The sequence below is a fragment of the Comamonas denitrificans genome, from assembly GCF_042654745.1.
Classification (GTDB): domain Bacteria; phylum Pseudomonadota; class Gammaproteobacteria; order Burkholderiales; family Burkholderiaceae_C; genus Comamonas; species Comamonas denitrificans.
Genome location: NZ_JBHSEY010000056.1, coordinates 44,188 through 58,461, shown reverse-complemented (window position 1 = coordinate 58,461; position 14,274 = coordinate 44,188). Strand labels below are relative to the sequence as shown.

Genomic DNA, 14,274 nt, shown 5'->3' with positions numbered 1-14,274 from the left:
CTGCCCCATGGAAAACAAATCCCACGCCATGGCCGCCGGCATCTTCATGCTGGTGCTGGCCAGCATGCTGGTTGGCCTGGCCCTGTGGCTCACGCGTGACCAGCGCCAGTACACCAGCTACGAGCTGTCCACCACCGATGCCATCAGCGGCCTGCAGCCCCAGGCCACCGTGCGCTACAAGGGCGTGGCCGTGGGCAAAGTCACCCACATTGGCTTTGACCACGAACGCAATGGCCACCTGCTCATTCGCATCGCGGTTGATAGCCAAGCCCCCGTCCAGCCCGGCTACACCTACGCCCAACTGGGCTACCAAGGGGTCACCGGCATTGCCCATGTGCAGCTGGACGACGAGCCCGGCCCCTCGCCCATCCAGCCCACCGGCCCCAGCGGACTGCCGCGCCTGCCCATGAAGTCGTCACCGCTGAACGTGCTGGCCGACCAGGGCATGATGATTTTGAGCCGTGCCGACGAAGCCGCCGAACGCATCAATCGCCTGCTGGGCGATGCCAACCAAGAGCGCTTTAGCCTGCTGCTGGACAACCTCAACCACACCAACCGCACGCTGCAACAGCTGGGCGAGCGCGTCGATCCGATCTTGCAAGAGCTGCCCGCCTTGGTGCAGGACAGCCGCAGCGGCATCCGCACCTTGGCCAGCACCGGAGAAAAATTTGGCCAACTGGCCGACCGGCTGCAAGCCCCCGATGGGGTGCTGCAGCACCTGCAAACCGGCAGCCAATCGCTGGTGCAATCGGCCCAGCGCTTTGAGCGCTACACCCTGCCAGGCATCCAACGCGCCAGCAGCGATTTGGGCCTGGCCTCGCGCCAAATGGGCCACACCATGGCCAATATTGATGCCAACCCGCAGTCCCTGATCTACGGCAACGGCACCGTGCGCCCCGGCCCGGGCGAGCCCGGTTTTGCCCCCCCAGCGCCCGCCACCCCTTAACCTTGCGAGATTGCCATGCTGCTGCGCCTATCCCCCCTGGTTTTGACGGTTTTGCTGACCGCCTGCCAAAGCCTGCCCACACCGCCGCAAGAGCCCGAACGCTTTGATTTGGGCCTGGCCACCTGGGCCGAAATGCCCGCCGCGCTCCCCCCTGCCGTGGTACTGGCCGATATCCAGGCCCCCTGGCAGGCCGAGGGCAGCACCACCGCCATGCACTACCGCCTGGCCTACGCCCAACCCCACCACCGGCACGCTTACAGCCAAGCCCACTGGAGCCTGCCGCCCGAGCTGCTGGTGCAAGAGCGCCTGCGCCAATGGCTCAGCCAAGGCCAGCGCGTGGTGCTCAGCGCCGAAGGCGGGCGCATCCCGCCCAGCGTGGCCGGGCAAGCGCCCCCCGTGCTGCTGCTGGCGCTGGAGCAGTTTGAGCAGGTGTTTGACCAGCCCGCACACAGCAGCGCCAACATTCGCCTGCGGGCCACCTTGATGGGCTACCAAGCGGCCGGTGAAGTGCTGCTGGGCCAACAGCTGTTTACCGCCACCCTCCCCGCCCCCAGCGCCAATGCGGCCGGCGGTGCGGCCGCCCTGAGCCAGGCCACCGATGCCGTGGGCCAGCAACTGATCCAATGGCTGCAAACCACCGCCACCGCCCGTTAAGCTTGTTTTTTTCATCCACTTTCTCCAAAGAGAGACCCCTTTATGGCCACCTTGCAATGGGACGACAAACTGCAGCTGGACTTGCCAGAGCTGGACACCGTCCACCGTGAATTTGTCGATTTACTCACCCACGCCGAAAGCGCCGACGATGCCGCCTTGCTGGCGCTGTGGCACACCATCGTCAGCCACACCGAGGAGCACTTCGCCATGGAAAACCGCTGGATGCTGGCCACCGGTTTTGCCCCGGACAACTGCCACTTTCACCAACACCAAGCGGTGCTGGACATCCTGCGCGACGGCGCGGCCAAAGGGGCGCAAGGCGATCTGGCCGCCATCCGGGCGATGATTCCCGACTTGGCCCACTGGTTCAGCTACCACGCCAAAACCATGGATGCCGCCTTGGTTTACCACCTGCAAAGCACCGGGTTTGACATCCATGCCCAGCCCGTGGCGGCCGCGCCCACCCCAGCAGCGGCCAGCACAGGCTGCGGTTGCCACTAAAAAAAAGAGCCCAGGAGACATGCGATGGGACAGTGGATTGACCTGCAGGCCGCCGATGGCACCCCCTTTTCGGCCTGGGCCGCCCACCCGCCGGGCGCTGTGCGTGGCGCGGTCATCGTGGGGCAAGAAATTTTTGGCGTAAACAGCCACATCCGGGCCGTCACCGACCGCATGGCCACCCGGGGATTTTTGGCCATCGCGCCTGATTTATTCGCCCGCTTTACCCCGCGCCTGGATCTGGGCTACAGCGAGGCCGACGTGGCCCAAGGCCGCCGGTACAAAGCCCAGGCCGAAGCCATGCCCGATGCCATCTTGCAACAGGTGCAAGCCAGCGCCCAATGGGCCTTGGCCCAGGCCCCGTGCAAAGTGGGCATGGTCGGCTTTTGCTGGGGCGGCCTGGTCACGTGGCGGGCCGCTGCCCAGGTGCCCGAGCTGTCGGCGGCCGTCACCTACTACGGCGGCGGCATGACCAGCCAGCGCGAACGCACGCGCCGCCCCCGCTGCCCGGTGCAAGCGCACTTTGGCCGGCGCGACACCATCATCCCCCTGCAAGAAGTGCTGGCCTTTGCCCACGCCACACAAGCCCAAGCGGCCCACCAGCCGCCCGTGCAAACGCATATCTATGAGGCCGAGCACGGCTTTAACTGCGACCTGCGCGCCAGCTACGACCACGACAGCGCCATCCAGGCCAAAGACCGCACCTTGCTATTCTTTGACCAGCACCTTGCGCTTCCCCTGCCTTGAATTTGGGCATAAAACCGCTTTAAACACACTATTTTCAAGCGGTTAAAGCTATCTATTTACAAAGGTAAAATCGCGGCCCTGTTTGCCTTTTATTCGATGAAGTGAGTGCTATGTCCACCGTGACCCCTGTTCAGACCATTCCCCCCATGAAGCTCTCGGGCCTGGAGCCGGTGTTTATCGGTGAGAACTCTTTGTTTGTGAACGTGGGCGAGCGCACCAACGTCACCGGCTCCAAGGCCTTCGCGCGGATGATTCTGAACGAGCAGTACGAAGAAGCCCTGTCCGTGGCGCGCCAGCAGGTGGAAAACGGCGCCCAGGTGATCGACGTGAACATGGACGAGGCCATGCTCGACAGCAAGGCCGCCATGGTGCGCTTTTTGAACCTGATCGGCTCGGAGCCGGACATCGCCAAAGTGCCGGTGATGGTCGATAGCTCCAAGTGGGAAGTGATCGAAGCGGGCCTGCGCTGCCTGCAGGGCAAGGGCATTGTCAATTCCATCTCGATGAAAGAAGGGGTGGACAAATTCAAGCACGAGGCGCGGCTCATCAAACGCTACGGCGCGGCCGCCGTGGTCATGGCCTTTGACGAAAAAGGCCAGGCCGACACCTTTGAGCGCAAGATCGAAATCTGCGAACGCGCCTACCGCATCCTGGTCGATGAGGTGGGGTTTCCGCCCGAAGACATCATCTTCGACCCCAACATCTTCGCCATTGCCACCGGCATCGAAGAGCACGCCAACTACGCCGTCGATTTCATCAACGCCGTGCGCTGGATCAAGGCCAACCTGCCGGGGGCCAAAATCAGCGGCGGGGTCTCCAACGTGAGCTTTAGCTTTCGGGGCAACGAACCGGTGCGCGAAGCGATTCACACCGTCTTTCTGTACCACGCCATCCAGGCCGGGATGGACATGGGCATCGTCAATGCCGGCATGGTCGGGGTGTACGACGACCTGGACCCCGAGCTGCGCGAGCGCGTGGAAGACGTGGTCTTGAACCGGCGCGACGATGCCGCCGAACGCCTCTTGGAAATTGCCGAAGCCGCCAAAGGCGCGGCCAAGGACGAGAGCAAAAAACTCGAATGGCGCGGCACGCCCGACAACCCCAAAACCGTGGGCGAGCGCCTGTCGCACGCGCTGGTACACGGCATTACCGACTTCATCACCGAAGACACCGAAGAGGCCTACCAGCAACTCGTGGTGCAACAAGGCGGCCGCCCGCTGCACGTCATCGAAGGGCCGCTGATGGACGGCATGAACATCGTCGGCGACCTGTTTGGCGCGGGCAAAATGTTTTTGCCCCAGGTGGTGAAAAGCGCGCGCGTGATGAAGCAGGCCGTGGCCCACCTCATTCCCTACATCGAGGAAGAAAAGCGCCAGCAAGAGGCGGCGGGCATCGACGTCTCCAGTAAGGGCAAGATCGTGATTGCCACCGTCAAGGGCGACGTACACGACATTGGCAAAAACATCGTCACCGTGGTGCTGCAGTGCAACAACTTTGACGTTATCAACATGGGCGTGATGGTGCCCTGCCACGAAATCCTGGCCAAGGCCAAAGAGGTGAACGCCGACATGGTGGGCCTGTCGGGCCTGATCACCCCCAGCCTGGAAGAAATGCAGTACGTGGCCGGCGAAATGGACAAGGACGAGTACTTCCGCAGCCGCCAGACCCCACTCCTGATCGGCGGGGCCACCTGCTCGCGCGTGCACACCGCCGTGAAAATCGCCCCGCAATACAACGGCCCGGTCATCTACGTGCCCGATGCCTCGCGCAGCGTGGGCGTGGCGCAAAACCTGCTGGGCGAGAACCGCGCCGCCTACCTGGCCGAAGTGGCCGCCGATTACGAACACGTGCGCCAACTGCACGCCAAGCGCAAAAAGCAACCCCTGTGGCCCCTGGCCAAAGCCCGCGCCAATCTGCCGCAGCTGGACTTTGCCAACCCGCCCCCCGTGGCCCCCCGCGCCCTGGGGCGGCGCGTGTTCAAAAACTTCGACCTGGCCGAAATCGCCCAGTTCATCGACTGGGGCCCCTTCTTTCAGACCTGGGATTTGGCCGGCCCCTACCCCGCCATCCTGGACGATGAAATCGTCGGCACAGAAGCCCGCAAAGTCTTGGCCGACGGGCAGGCCATGCTGAAAAAAATCGTTGAAGGCCGCTGGCTGCAAGCCAACGGTGTGCTGGGCCTGTACCCGGCCAACCGCGTGGGCGACGACATCGAGTTCTACACCGACGAAAGCCGCAGCCAGGTGCTGATGACCTGGTACGGCCTGCGCCAGCAAACCGAAAAACAGGTGGATGCCGAAGGCCAGTTGCGCCCCAGCCGCTGCCTGGCCGACTTTGTCGCCCCCAAGGACAGCGGCATTGCCGACTACGCCGGCCTGTTTGCCGTCACCGCCGGGATTGGCAGCGAGAAAAAAGAAAAAGAATTTCTCGACGCGCTGGACGACTACAGCAGCATCATGTTCAAAAGCTTGGCCGATCGCCTGGCCGAAGCCTTTGCCGAATGCCTGCACCAGCGCGTGCGCAAAGATTTGTGGGGCTATGCCGCCGATGAAGCCCTGGACAACGAGGCCCTCATCAAAGAGCAATACCAAGGCATCCGCCCCGCCCCCGGCTACCCGGCCTGCCCCGACCACACGCCCAAGATCGACCTGTTCAAAGCCCTGCGCACCGACGAAATCGGCATGCAGCTGACCGAGAGCCTGGCCATGCACCCGGCCTCCAGCGTCAGCGGCTTTTACCTGGCCCACCCGCAGGCCAGCTACTTCAGCGTGGGCACGATTGGCGACGATCAGGTGCAAGACATGGCCCAGCGCCGGGGCATGGACGTGGAAGAACTGCGCCGCCGCCTGGCCCCAAATCTGGGGTGATGGGCGAGGTTTGCTCTGGTTTTAAAAGCTGTTTGCGCTGATTAAATCAAGGTTTCATGCATTTTTATGCATGAAACCTTTTATCTGCGTGCGCAAACAGCTCATCTATTAAAACGTCCACTCGTAGCCCACGGTCAGCGGCGCGTGGTCAGAAAACTTTTCCCCCTTGTAGATGCTGCTGCTGCGCGCCAAAGCGGCCAGCGCCGGGGTGGCCAGGTGGTAATCAATGCGCCAGCCCACGTTGTTGGCATAGGCCTGGCCCCGGTTGCTCCACCAGGTGTAGCCTGCGTCGGTGGCCTCCGGCTCGAGCTGGCGGTACACATCGCGCAAGCCGCCACGGGCCGGATCGTCGCTGAGCAGCTGGTCCATCCAGGCGCGCTCTTCGGGGGTAAAACCGCTGTTTTTTTGGTTGCTGCGCCAGTTTTTAATGTCTTTTTGCGTGTGCGCGATATTGATGTCGCCGCACAAAATAAAGTCCCGCTCCTCTTTCAGCGCCATCAGGTGGGCATGCATGGCATCCAGAAAGCGAAACTTGGCCGCTTGCCGCTCTTCCCCCGAAGAGCCACTGGGAAAGTAACTGCTGATGATGGAGCGCTTGCGCTGCGGCGTGTCAAAGCGGGCTTCGATGTAGCGGCCCTCGGCATCAAACTCGGGGTTGCCAAAGCCAACAATTACGTCACTGGGCGCGTGGCGGCTGTAGATGCCCACGCCGGAATAGCCCTTTTTTTCGGCGCAGTGAAACCAGCCCGGCAGCCCGGCCAGGGTCTCAAAGCGCCCAGCAATGTCGGTCGGCTGGGCTTTTAACTCTTGCACACAAATACAATCGGGCCGCATGGTGGCCAGCCAAGCCTCCAGCCCCTTGGTGGTTGCAGAGCGGATGCCGTTCAAATTCAGGCTGGTCAGTTGAAACAGGGAAGAAGTAGTCGTCATGTCGAATCAAGAAGTCACGCAGCCGGTAGATGCTGCAGGTTTGGCCCAAGCGTTTGTGGCCTTTGCGGTGGAAGCGGGCGTGTTGCGCTTTGGTGAATTCAAAACCAAAGCCGGGCGCATGAGTCCCTACTTTTTTAACGCCGGTCTGTTTGATGACGGTGCCAAGCTGGCCCGCCTGGCCCAATTTTATGCACAGGCCATTGTGGCCAGCGGCATCGAGTTTGACATGGTATTTGGCCCCGCCTACAAAGGCATTCCGCTGGCCGCCACGGTGGCCGTGGAGCTGGCCCGCATGGGCAAGAACGTGCCCTTTGCCTACAACCGCAAAGAAGCCAAAGACCACGGCGAAGGCGGCACCTTGGTTGGGGCCCCGCTGCAGGGCCGCGTGCTCATCATCGACGACGTGATGAGCGCTGGCACCGCAGCACGCGAATCGATTGCCCTCATCCAGGCCGCCGGGGCCACCCCGCATGCGGTGGCCATTGCCTTGGACCGCCAGGAAATGGCCACCGAAAACGGCCAGGACGTTGCGCACAGCGCCGTGCAATACGTGCGCCAGCAACTGGGGCTGCAGGTTTGCGCTATTGCTACACTGGCCGACTTACTGGCCTACTTGGGCCAACAAGCCGATGGCGAAGCCACCATGGCCGAGCACTACCAGCGCGTCACCGCGTACCGCCAGCGGTATGGGGTCGCCGGGTAAGCGCGCCAGCAAATACACCACAACAACACCAAGGGCTGCACAGCGCAGGGGACACAGGCGGAACCAGGATATGCGTCATTATTTTTCAGGAGGGGTCGCCGCAGGGCTGGTGCTGGTGTGCGCCAGCGTGTGGGCACAAAGTTCTGCGGTGTACTCCTGCGTGGATGATCGGGGCCGCCGCCTGGTGTCCGATCGCCCCATCCCGGAATGCCTGGACCGTGAGCAGCGCGTGCTGGGCCCCAGCGGCGTAGAGCGCCAGCCGCTTCCCCCTGTTTTAACCAAAAGCGAGCGCGAGCAAGCCGCCCGCGAGCGCGAACACCAACAGCGCGAGCGCGAGCGCATCGCCGAGCAACGGCGCTTAAACCAGGCGCTCTTGCTGCGCTACCCCGATCGCAATGCCCATGAGGCCGCGCGCCTGCAGCAAGCGCAGCAACTCGACGAGGTGCAGGCCATGGCCCGGGCACGGCTGGCCAGCTTGGATGAGCTGTACCTGCAAGCACAAAAAGATTTGGCCACGCAGGGCAGCAACCCCACACCAGAAGCCCAAAGGGCCGTGAAAGCCGCCCAAATGGCCGTGGCAGCACAAAAACAGTCCATCGAGACCAATGAGCTCAACCGCCAGCGCACCATGCTGCGCTTTGACGATGAAGGGCGGCTGCTAGAAAAACTCTGGGCCGGGGAGCAGCCCTAGCTTTTTTATTGCAGCGTGCAGGCATTGCGCTGGCGCAGCGTTGCCCACGCAATGCCATTCAAACCGGGATTGGCGCTGCTGGGCCAGTCGGCTTGCTCCAGCAAGGCACCATACCCCACCGCCCGCATCGCCGTTTCGGCCAACAGGGCGTTGGAGTGTTCGGGGGCTTGGCCCGGCCCGTCGGCCTGGGGAGCTTGGGCAAAGATCGGCAACACCGGCGCATGCTGGGCATGGGTCACCGGGTTGGCCCAGACCAGCATGGGCACCTCCAGGCTGCTCAAACCGGCCCCGTGGCGGTAATCATCGGCACAGGGCGGCAGCAGCACGCCGTGGTCACTGGTGTACAGCAGCAAGGCGCTGCGGTGGGGACTGCTGGCCTGCTCCAACAGCCCAATCCACTGCGCCAGCAAATGGCTGCTGTAGTGGGTGTTGTTGTCGTAGGCATCGGCCACGGCGCGGTAGCTGGACGGTGTGCGCTCTTGCAGCTGGGGGTGGCTGCCATAGGTGTGCAGCACGATCAGCTTGCGCGGGGCCGGATCGGCCAAGGCCGTGCGCAGGCTGCGCGTCAGCACCTCATCAAAGTCGCCATTGCCCACTTTTTGATACACCGCACTGGCACGGCGCAAGGCGTAGCTGAAAAAGTCTTCGTGCAAGCTGAAAAAGCGCGAATTGCTGAACGCAAAGGTTTTATAGCCAGCATGCTGGGCCAGATCGAGAAACGATGGTGCGCGGCGGGCGGTACTGTCCAGGGCCGACATGCCGGTCAGCATGTAGGGCAGCGCGGCCGCCGTATTCCACCCCTGGGCCAGCACGGTGGTGGCGGCGATGCCGGGCACGCTGGCCAGCGGGGCATTGGTAGGGGCCCCCTGGTACCCCAACAACGACCAGCGGTGGGCAGTAGCGCTTTCGCCCAGCACCACCACGATGGTATCGACTTGGCTGCTGGTATTGGGGGCGCTGCTGGGCAGCAGGGGCGGCAAAAACAGCCCGGCCGCAATCTCTTGCTGGCGCATGGCGGCCCGCACCACATGCAGGGGATACAGGCTTTTGGCCTTGCGCATAAAGGTATTGGCATTGAGCTGCTGAATCAGCGCATACACCAGCACCAACGCCCAAAACAGCCCGGCCCCCTGCCACACCCTGCGCAGCAGCAAGGAGGTGCCGCGCAGCGCTGGCAGGGTGCGCCACAGCGTGCGCCCGGCCCAGGCACAGGCCAGCAGCCACAGGGCCAGCGTGGCCCAGGCCCGGCCGGGCACCGTGGGCACAAACTCTAGGGATTCTGTCGGCGTGGTGCGCAGCAAGGTGGCCAAGAAAAACTCATCCACCAAAGCGCCAAAAAAACTGGCATGCACAATGTTGGCGCAGCCCAAGAGCGCCAGCCCCCCCAGCACCAGCGGCAGCAGCGGGCGCACCAACAGCACGGGCGCAAAACACCAGGCCGCCAACAGCAGGTGGCCCAGGGCCGAGGCAGACAGGCCCGGCAGCAAAGTGGGCGTAAAAAACAACAGCCAAGCGGCAATGACCCGCCAAGTTTGAGTATGGATAGAACGCATATTTTTAAAAAATACGGCTTAACGCCTTATTAAATAAGCGCTAATAGCTATGAATTTTTATATTTATTCGCTGCTACTTATTCGCTTTTATCGCTGCGGGCAATGGTCAGCAGCTTGCGCATCTCGCCGCCGTGGTTGCGGCAGTTAAAGACATACCAGCGCCCAATCAGCCACATGCTGATGGCCACCAGCAGGCCACAGGCGGTAATCGCCCCGTAGGCCGTCAGCCCCCCCCACGAGCCCAGGCTGTACAGCGCCCCCAGCGCCAAAATGGCAATTTGCTCGTTAAAGTTTTGCACCGCAATCGATCGGCCCGCGCCCATCAGGCAATGGCCACGGTGCTGCAGCAAGGCATTCATGGGCACGACCAAATAGCCGCCCAGCCCCCCCAACAAAATCAAAAACGGCACCGCCAGCCACAGCTCGTTGATGAAGTTCATCGCCAGCACCAACAGCCCCATGCCAATGCCCAGCGGAATGGTGCGGGTGGCGTACTGCAAACGCATGCGCATGGCCGCCAAAATGGCCCCGGCCGCGGTGCCCAGGGCCACCACGCCCACCAGGGCAGAGGCCTTGGTCGTGTCATACCCCAGCGCCACGGCGGCCCAGGCCAGCACGATGTAGCGCAAATTGCCCGATACGCCCCAAAACAAGGTGGTGGCCGACAGCGAGATTTGCCCCAGCTTGTCGCCCCACAGGCTGGCGTTGCAGCGCCAAAAATCTTGGAGCAAGCCCCACACCCCCGCACTGCGGCGGCCGCTGCCTGGGTCGGCGCAGGGGCTGCTGGCGTGGTGGCTGCTTTGCCAAAACGGCACCAAGCGGGCGCTGGTGCGCGGAATGCCCAGGTTGAACAAAGCGGCCAGGGCATACACCAGCACCAGCACGGCAATGGCGGCCTGGGGGGCACTGTCCACACCGGGCAGGTGCAGCCCCATGAGCAGGGGCGCAACCACCGGGCCAACCAATTGGCCGCCCAGCAACACCCCCAGGATGATGGAGCTGATCGTCAGCCCCTCAATCCAGCCATTGGCGCGCACCAGTTGCGAGGAGGGCAGCAACTCGGTCAGGATGCCGTACTTGGCCGGGGAATACGCCGCCGCCCCCAGGCCCACGATGGAGTAGGCCAGCAGCGGATGCGCCCCCCACAGCATCAGCAGGCAGCCCAGCACCTTGATGGTGTTGCTGATCAGCATGACCCGCCCTTTGGGCATGGCATCGGCAAACGCCCCGACAAAAGGGGCCAGCACCACGTAAAACAGGGCAAACATGGGCACCAAAGCCGCTTGCTGCCACTCGTGCGCCCCCGCGCTGCGCAGAAGTGCGATCGCGGTAACGAACAAGGCATTGTCGGCCAGCGAGCTGAAAAACTGCGCCGCCATGATGGTATAGAAACCGCGCTTCATGCAATTCAAAATCACTAGGCCAGCGGGGTCGCTGGCCTGTAACAAATAAGACAAGGTTTATATCACGTGCCCCAGTGTCAGAATCGCACGCACGTTGAGAGAACTTGTAATGATGCCCACCCCTGCCCCCGATGATTTTGTAACCACCGCCTTGGCCAGCTTGGCGGCCACCTTGCCAACCGCCCGCCTGTGGGCTGCCGTGGCGCCGCAAGAGCCAGCAGGGCAAGGGGCGGGGGCTGACCACATCGCCACACAATTTGCCCAGCTGCAGGCGGCCGAAGGCTTTATCGCCCCCGATACGGCCAGCGCCACACGCTTGCGCCGCCTGGGCTGGCGCGGCCCCCTGGCCCTGCTGCCCGGGGTGGCCGATGCGCGCGGGCTGGAGGCGTGCTCGCGCCTGGGGCTGTGGCACGGCATTGGCCAGGCCGCGCAAATCGACTGGCTGGCCGCGCACAAAAGCCAGCAGCCCCAGCCCGTGCTGCTGCTGGCCGGGGCGCACGGCATGGCCGCCCACCACCTGCGCAGCCGATACGCCCGGCTGGCCGCCTTGCCGCAGGTGGAAGATGTCACCCTGTGGGCCCAGGCCAGCGATGGCGCGGCGGCCACGGCACTCATAGCGGCCTTGCAGCCCGTGGCCCAAGACTGGATTGGCCTGCGCAGCATCGCCGTGCCGGTGCAGTTACAGGCCGATATGCCTTTGCCCGCTCTGCACAGCTTGGCCCAGCAGGCCGAGCAGCACGGCTGGGATGTGGAATTGATGTGCTGCATGTAAAGCACATATTTGCAGCACATCCCGCTTTACTGATAACGATATTTCAATAAAACATTAAAAATTGGCTTTATTTAAAGCGCTACCAGCTATTATTTTTAAAAAGGAACCCCGCATGTCCCCCGATTTTCTTCCCACCCTGCGCCAGCGTTTTGGCCAGCAATGCTCCACCGCAGCGGCCCTGTGCGAGCAGCATGGCAGCGATGAAGGATCCATCACCGCACCGCCGCCCATGGCGGTGGTCTTTGCCGAAAGTACCCAGGACGTGCAAGATGCCGTGCGCCTGTGCGCCCAGCATGGCGTGCCCATCATTGCCTACGGCGCGGGCACCTCACTGGAAGGGCATTTGCTGGCCGTGCGCGGCGGCATCAGCCTGGATGTGAGCCGCATGAACCAGGTGCTGCAGGTGCATGCCGAGGACATGACGGTCACCGTGCAGCCGGGCATTCGGCGCAAAGCGCTCAATGAAGCCATCAAAGACCTGGGCCTGTTCTTCCCCATCGACCCCGGCGCGGATGCCACCATCGGCGGCATGACCGCCACCCGCGCCAGCGGCACCAACGCCGTGCGCTACGGCACCATGCGCGAGAACGTGCTGGCGCTGCAGGCCGTCACCGCCAGCGGCGACCTCATCCGCACCGGCAACCGCGCCAAGAAAAGCGCCGCCGGTTACGACCTCACGCGCCTGCTGGTCGGCAGCGAAGGCACGCTGGGCATCTTCACCGAAATCACACTGCGCCTGCACCCCCTGCCCGAGGCCGTGCGCGCCGCCACCTGCACCTTTGCCAGCATCGCCGATGCCGTACACACCGTGATTGAAACCATCCAACTGGGCGTGCCCATCGCGCGGGTCGAACTGCTGGATGCCGCCACCGTGGGCATGGTCAATCGCTACAGCCAACTGAGCTTGCGCGAAGCGCCCATGCTGCTGATGGAATTTCACGGCTCCCCAGCGGGCGTGCAGGAACAGGTCGAGCAAGTGCAGGCCATTGCCGCCGAGCACCGGGCGCAAGACTTTGAATGGGCCGAAACGCCTGAAGAGCGCACCCGCTTGTTCACCGCCCGGCACAACGCCTACTTTGCCGGGGTGCAAAGCCGCCCGGGCAGCCGCTGCATCACCACCGATGCCTGCGTGCCTATCTCGCGCCTGGCCGATGCGCTGTTGGAGTCGGTGCAAGACGCGCAAGACAGCGCCATCCCCTTCTTCTTGGTGGGCCACGTGGGCGACGGCAACTTTCACTTTGGCTACCTGATCGACCCCGACGACGCGGCCGAGCGCGACCGTGCCGAGCAGCTCAACCACCGCCTGGTCAGCCGCGCCATCGCCATGGACGGCACCTGCACCGGCGAGCACGGCATAGGCATCCACAAACAAGATTTTTTGCGCGAAGAATGCGGCGACGGCGCCATTGCCATGATGCGGGCCATCAAGACCGCGCTCGATCCGCAGGGCATCCTTAACCCGGGCAAAATCTTTTAGAACGTATTCACGATTTCCGCGCGCAGGGGTGCGGAATGCGGTTCGGGATGGGTTGCAAGGCGCAAACCACAGACATAGCGGTAGCTATGGCGAGGATTTGCAACACCGCAGACCGCCCGAGGCCGCGACTGCACACCCGCGAGGAGGTTGTGAACACGTTCTTAAATCGTTGCCACGGGGTGCTGACGGGCTGGAAACAGCTCCAGCACCCAGCGGAAGGCCCAACCTGCACGTGACCCAACCCACCCGCCCGGCAGGCAGGGTGCTGTGGTATCAATACAAGAGCTGTTCTCGCTGATAAAAAAAAGGGTTTCAGGTGCTTTTGTTCCTGAAACCCTTTTTTTATCAGCGGTTGAAGCTATTGGTGTTGTCGACCCCGGCGCTCTGCATCGTATTGCTGGTCGCGGGCGCGGTACAGCTGGCGGTCCAGTTGCTCGATCTCAGAGCGCAGCCGGTGGCGGCGCTGCTCAAAATCGCGCTGGATGCGGCGGCGTTCGTCGGCGTTTTTCGGGTCGCGCAGCTTGCGCTCCTCGTCCTTGTGGGTCTGGGTCAGTTCGCGCTCTTTGTCGTTGATGCGCTCTTGCAGGCGTTTGACTTCCTGCCGGGTGTCATAGATCGCGCGACCCGCATCAAAGCGGCGGCGAAACTGCGGGTCGATGGCCGCAGGGCACACGCCCTTGTACTGGCCCCCATTGGCACCAAGCGAGAAGGCGTTTTCAACCACGCAATACTGCTGCAGCCCCTGGGCATAGCCTTGCGCGTAGCGGCCCGTGTCGGCAGTCACCTGTGCTTTCGCACAGACGCTGATGCGCTCCTGCAGGTACTGCCGGTCGCGGCCCTTGGCGCCGTCTGCTTGGCCCAGGGCGTACCAGTCGGCATGGGTGCATTCTTCCGCGCTCATGACGGCGCAGCCGTTGAGCAGCAAGCTGCCCAGCAAGGCCAGGCCCACCAACGGCAGGCGCATATGGCGCACGCGGTGGCGCAGGGGGAAGGTGCGGGCGGGGAGGCGGGAGGATAAGAACTTCACGGACGC

General features: G+C 63.2%; 13 protein-coding genes. 9 read left to right on the top strand and 4 right to left on the bottom strand.

All coding sequences use genetic code 11. The features are described 5' to 3' along the window. The first annotated feature begins 7 nt into the window (after positions 1-7). From ACFO24_RS11835 to metH, 5 genes are all read left to right on the top strand, one after another. A complete protein-coding gene (locus ACFO24_RS11835; RefSeq protein ID WP_377738532.1) occupies positions 8-946 on the top strand; it encodes an MlaD family protein in 939 nt (312 codons plus the stop codon). A 15-nt stretch (positions 947-961) separates the two neighbouring features. Continuing rightward, on the top strand, positions 962-1,600 hold the full coding sequence (locus ACFO24_RS11830; RefSeq protein WP_377738531.1) for an ABC-type transport auxiliary lipoprotein family protein: 639 nt from the start codon (positions 962-964) through the stop codon (positions 1,598-1,600). Between the two features lie 42 nt (positions 1,601-1,642). After that, on the top strand, positions 1,643-2,101 hold the full coding sequence (locus tag ACFO24_RS11825; protein ID WP_207574038.1) for a hemerythrin domain-containing protein: 459 nt from the start codon (positions 1,643-1,645) through the stop codon (positions 2,099-2,101). A 24-nt stretch (positions 2,102-2,125) separates the two neighbouring features. Continuing rightward, positions 2,126-2,845 carry a dienelactone hydrolase family protein gene (locus ACFO24_RS11820; protein WP_377738530.1) on the top strand — a complete coding sequence of 240 codons (720 nt, stop codon included), beginning with the start codon at positions 2,126-2,128 and terminating at the stop codon, positions 2,843-2,845. Positions 2,846-2,955: 110 nt separating this feature from the next. Continuing rightward, on the top strand, positions 2,956-5,712 hold the full coding sequence (gene metH / locus ACFO24_RS11815; protein WP_377738529.1) for a methionine synthase: 2,757 nt from the start codon (positions 2,956-2,958) through the stop codon (positions 5,710-5,712). Between the two features lie 108 nt (positions 5,713-5,820). Here the strand turns inward: metH and ACFO24_RS11810 are convergent, their stop codons facing one another. Then, on the bottom strand, positions 5,821-6,624 hold the full coding sequence (locus ACFO24_RS11810; protein WP_377738554.1) for an exodeoxyribonuclease III: 804 nt from the start codon (positions 6,622-6,624) through the stop codon (positions 5,821-5,823). A 16-nt stretch (positions 6,625-6,640) separates the two neighbouring features. Here ACFO24_RS11810 and pyrE point away from each other — a divergent pair, with 16 nt between their 5' ends. Next, on the top strand, positions 6,641-7,345 hold the full coding sequence (gene pyrE, locus ACFO24_RS11805; RefSeq protein WP_377738528.1) for an orotate phosphoribosyltransferase: 705 nt from the start codon (positions 6,641-6,643) through the stop codon (positions 7,343-7,345). 70 nt (positions 7,346-7,415) lie between these two features. Continuing rightward, on the top strand, positions 7,416-8,036 hold the full coding sequence (locus tag ACFO24_RS11800) for a DUF4124 domain-containing protein (RefSeq protein ID WP_377738526.1): 621 nt from the start codon (positions 7,416-7,418) through the stop codon (positions 8,034-8,036). A 5-nt stretch (positions 8,037-8,041) separates the two neighbouring features. Here ACFO24_RS11800 and ACFO24_RS11795 read toward each other — a convergent pair whose 3' ends face one another. Both ACFO24_RS11795 and lplT read right to left on the bottom strand, forming a co-directional pair. Further along, positions 8,042-9,589, bottom strand: coding sequence for a phosphoethanolamine transferase (locus tag ACFO24_RS11795; protein WP_377738525.1), 1,548 nt, complete (start codon positions 9,587-9,589; stop codon positions 8,042-8,044). A 77-nt stretch (positions 9,590-9,666) separates the two neighbouring features. Then, on the bottom strand, positions 9,667-10,992 hold the full coding sequence (gene lplT, locus ACFO24_RS11790; RefSeq protein ID WP_377738553.1) for a lysophospholipid transporter LplT: 1,326 nt from the start codon (positions 10,990-10,992) through the stop codon (positions 9,667-9,669). 109 nt (positions 10,993-11,101) lie between these two features. Here lplT and ACFO24_RS11785 point away from each other — a divergent pair, with 109 nt between their 5' ends. Then, positions 11,102-11,764 carry an alanine racemase gene (locus ACFO24_RS11785; protein WP_377738524.1) on the top strand — a complete coding sequence of 221 codons (663 nt, stop codon included), beginning with the start codon at positions 11,102-11,104 and terminating at the stop codon, positions 11,762-11,764. Positions 11,765-11,876: 112 nt separating this feature from the next. Further along, the gene (locus ACFO24_RS11780) at positions 11,877-13,241 is read left to right on the top strand and encodes an FAD-binding oxidoreductase (protein WP_377738522.1); all 1,365 of its coding nucleotides are present in this window, start codon (positions 11,877-11,879) and stop codon (positions 13,239-13,241) included. A 358-nt stretch (positions 13,242-13,599) separates the two neighbouring features. On the opposite strand, the gene ACFO24_RS11775 is transcribed toward ACFO24_RS11780, so the two are convergent. After that, positions 13,600-14,268 carry a DUF2799 domain-containing protein gene (locus ACFO24_RS11775; protein ID WP_377738521.1) on the bottom strand — a complete coding sequence of 223 codons (669 nt, stop codon included), beginning with the start codon at positions 14,266-14,268 and terminating at the stop codon, positions 13,600-13,602. Positions 14,269-14,274: the final 6 nt, after the last annotated feature.

Coding starts and splice junctions, on each gene's coding strand:
- ACFO24_RS11835 (WP_377738532.1), top strand. CDS start 8: ATGGAAAACAAATCCCACGCCATGGCCGCCGGCATCTTCATGCTGGTG.
- ACFO24_RS11830 (WP_377738531.1), top strand. CDS start 962: ATGCTGCTGCGCCTATCCCCCCTGGTTTTGACGGTTTTGCTGACCGCC.
- ACFO24_RS11825 (WP_207574038.1), top strand. CDS start 1,643: ATGGCCACCTTGCAATGGGACGACAAACTGCAGCTGGACTTGCCAGAG.
- ACFO24_RS11820 (WP_377738530.1), top strand. CDS start 2,126: ATGGGACAGTGGATTGACCTGCAGGCCGCCGATGGCACCCCCTTTTCG.
- metH (WP_377738529.1), top strand. CDS start 2,956: ATGTCCACCGTGACCCCTGTTCAGACCATTCCCCCCATGAAGCTCTCG.
- pyrE (WP_377738528.1), top strand. CDS start 6,641: ATGTCGAATCAAGAAGTCACGCAGCCGGTAGATGCTGCAGGTTTGGCC.
- ACFO24_RS11800 (WP_377738526.1), top strand. CDS start 7,416: ATGCGTCATTATTTTTCAGGAGGGGTCGCCGCAGGGCTGGTGCTGGTG.
- ACFO24_RS11795 (WP_377738525.1), bottom strand. CDS start 9,589: ATGCGTTCTATCCATACTCAAACTTGGCGGGTCATTGCCGCTTGGCTG.
- lplT (WP_377738553.1), bottom strand. CDS start 10,992: ATGAAGCGCGGTTTCTATACCATCATGGCGGCGCAGTTTTTCAGCTCG.
- ACFO24_RS11785 (WP_377738524.1), top strand. CDS start 11,102: ATGATGCCCACCCCTGCCCCCGATGATTTTGTAACCACCGCCTTGGCC.
- ACFO24_RS11780 (WP_377738522.1), top strand. CDS start 11,877: ATGTCCCCCGATTTTCTTCCCACCCTGCGCCAGCGTTTTGGCCAGCAA.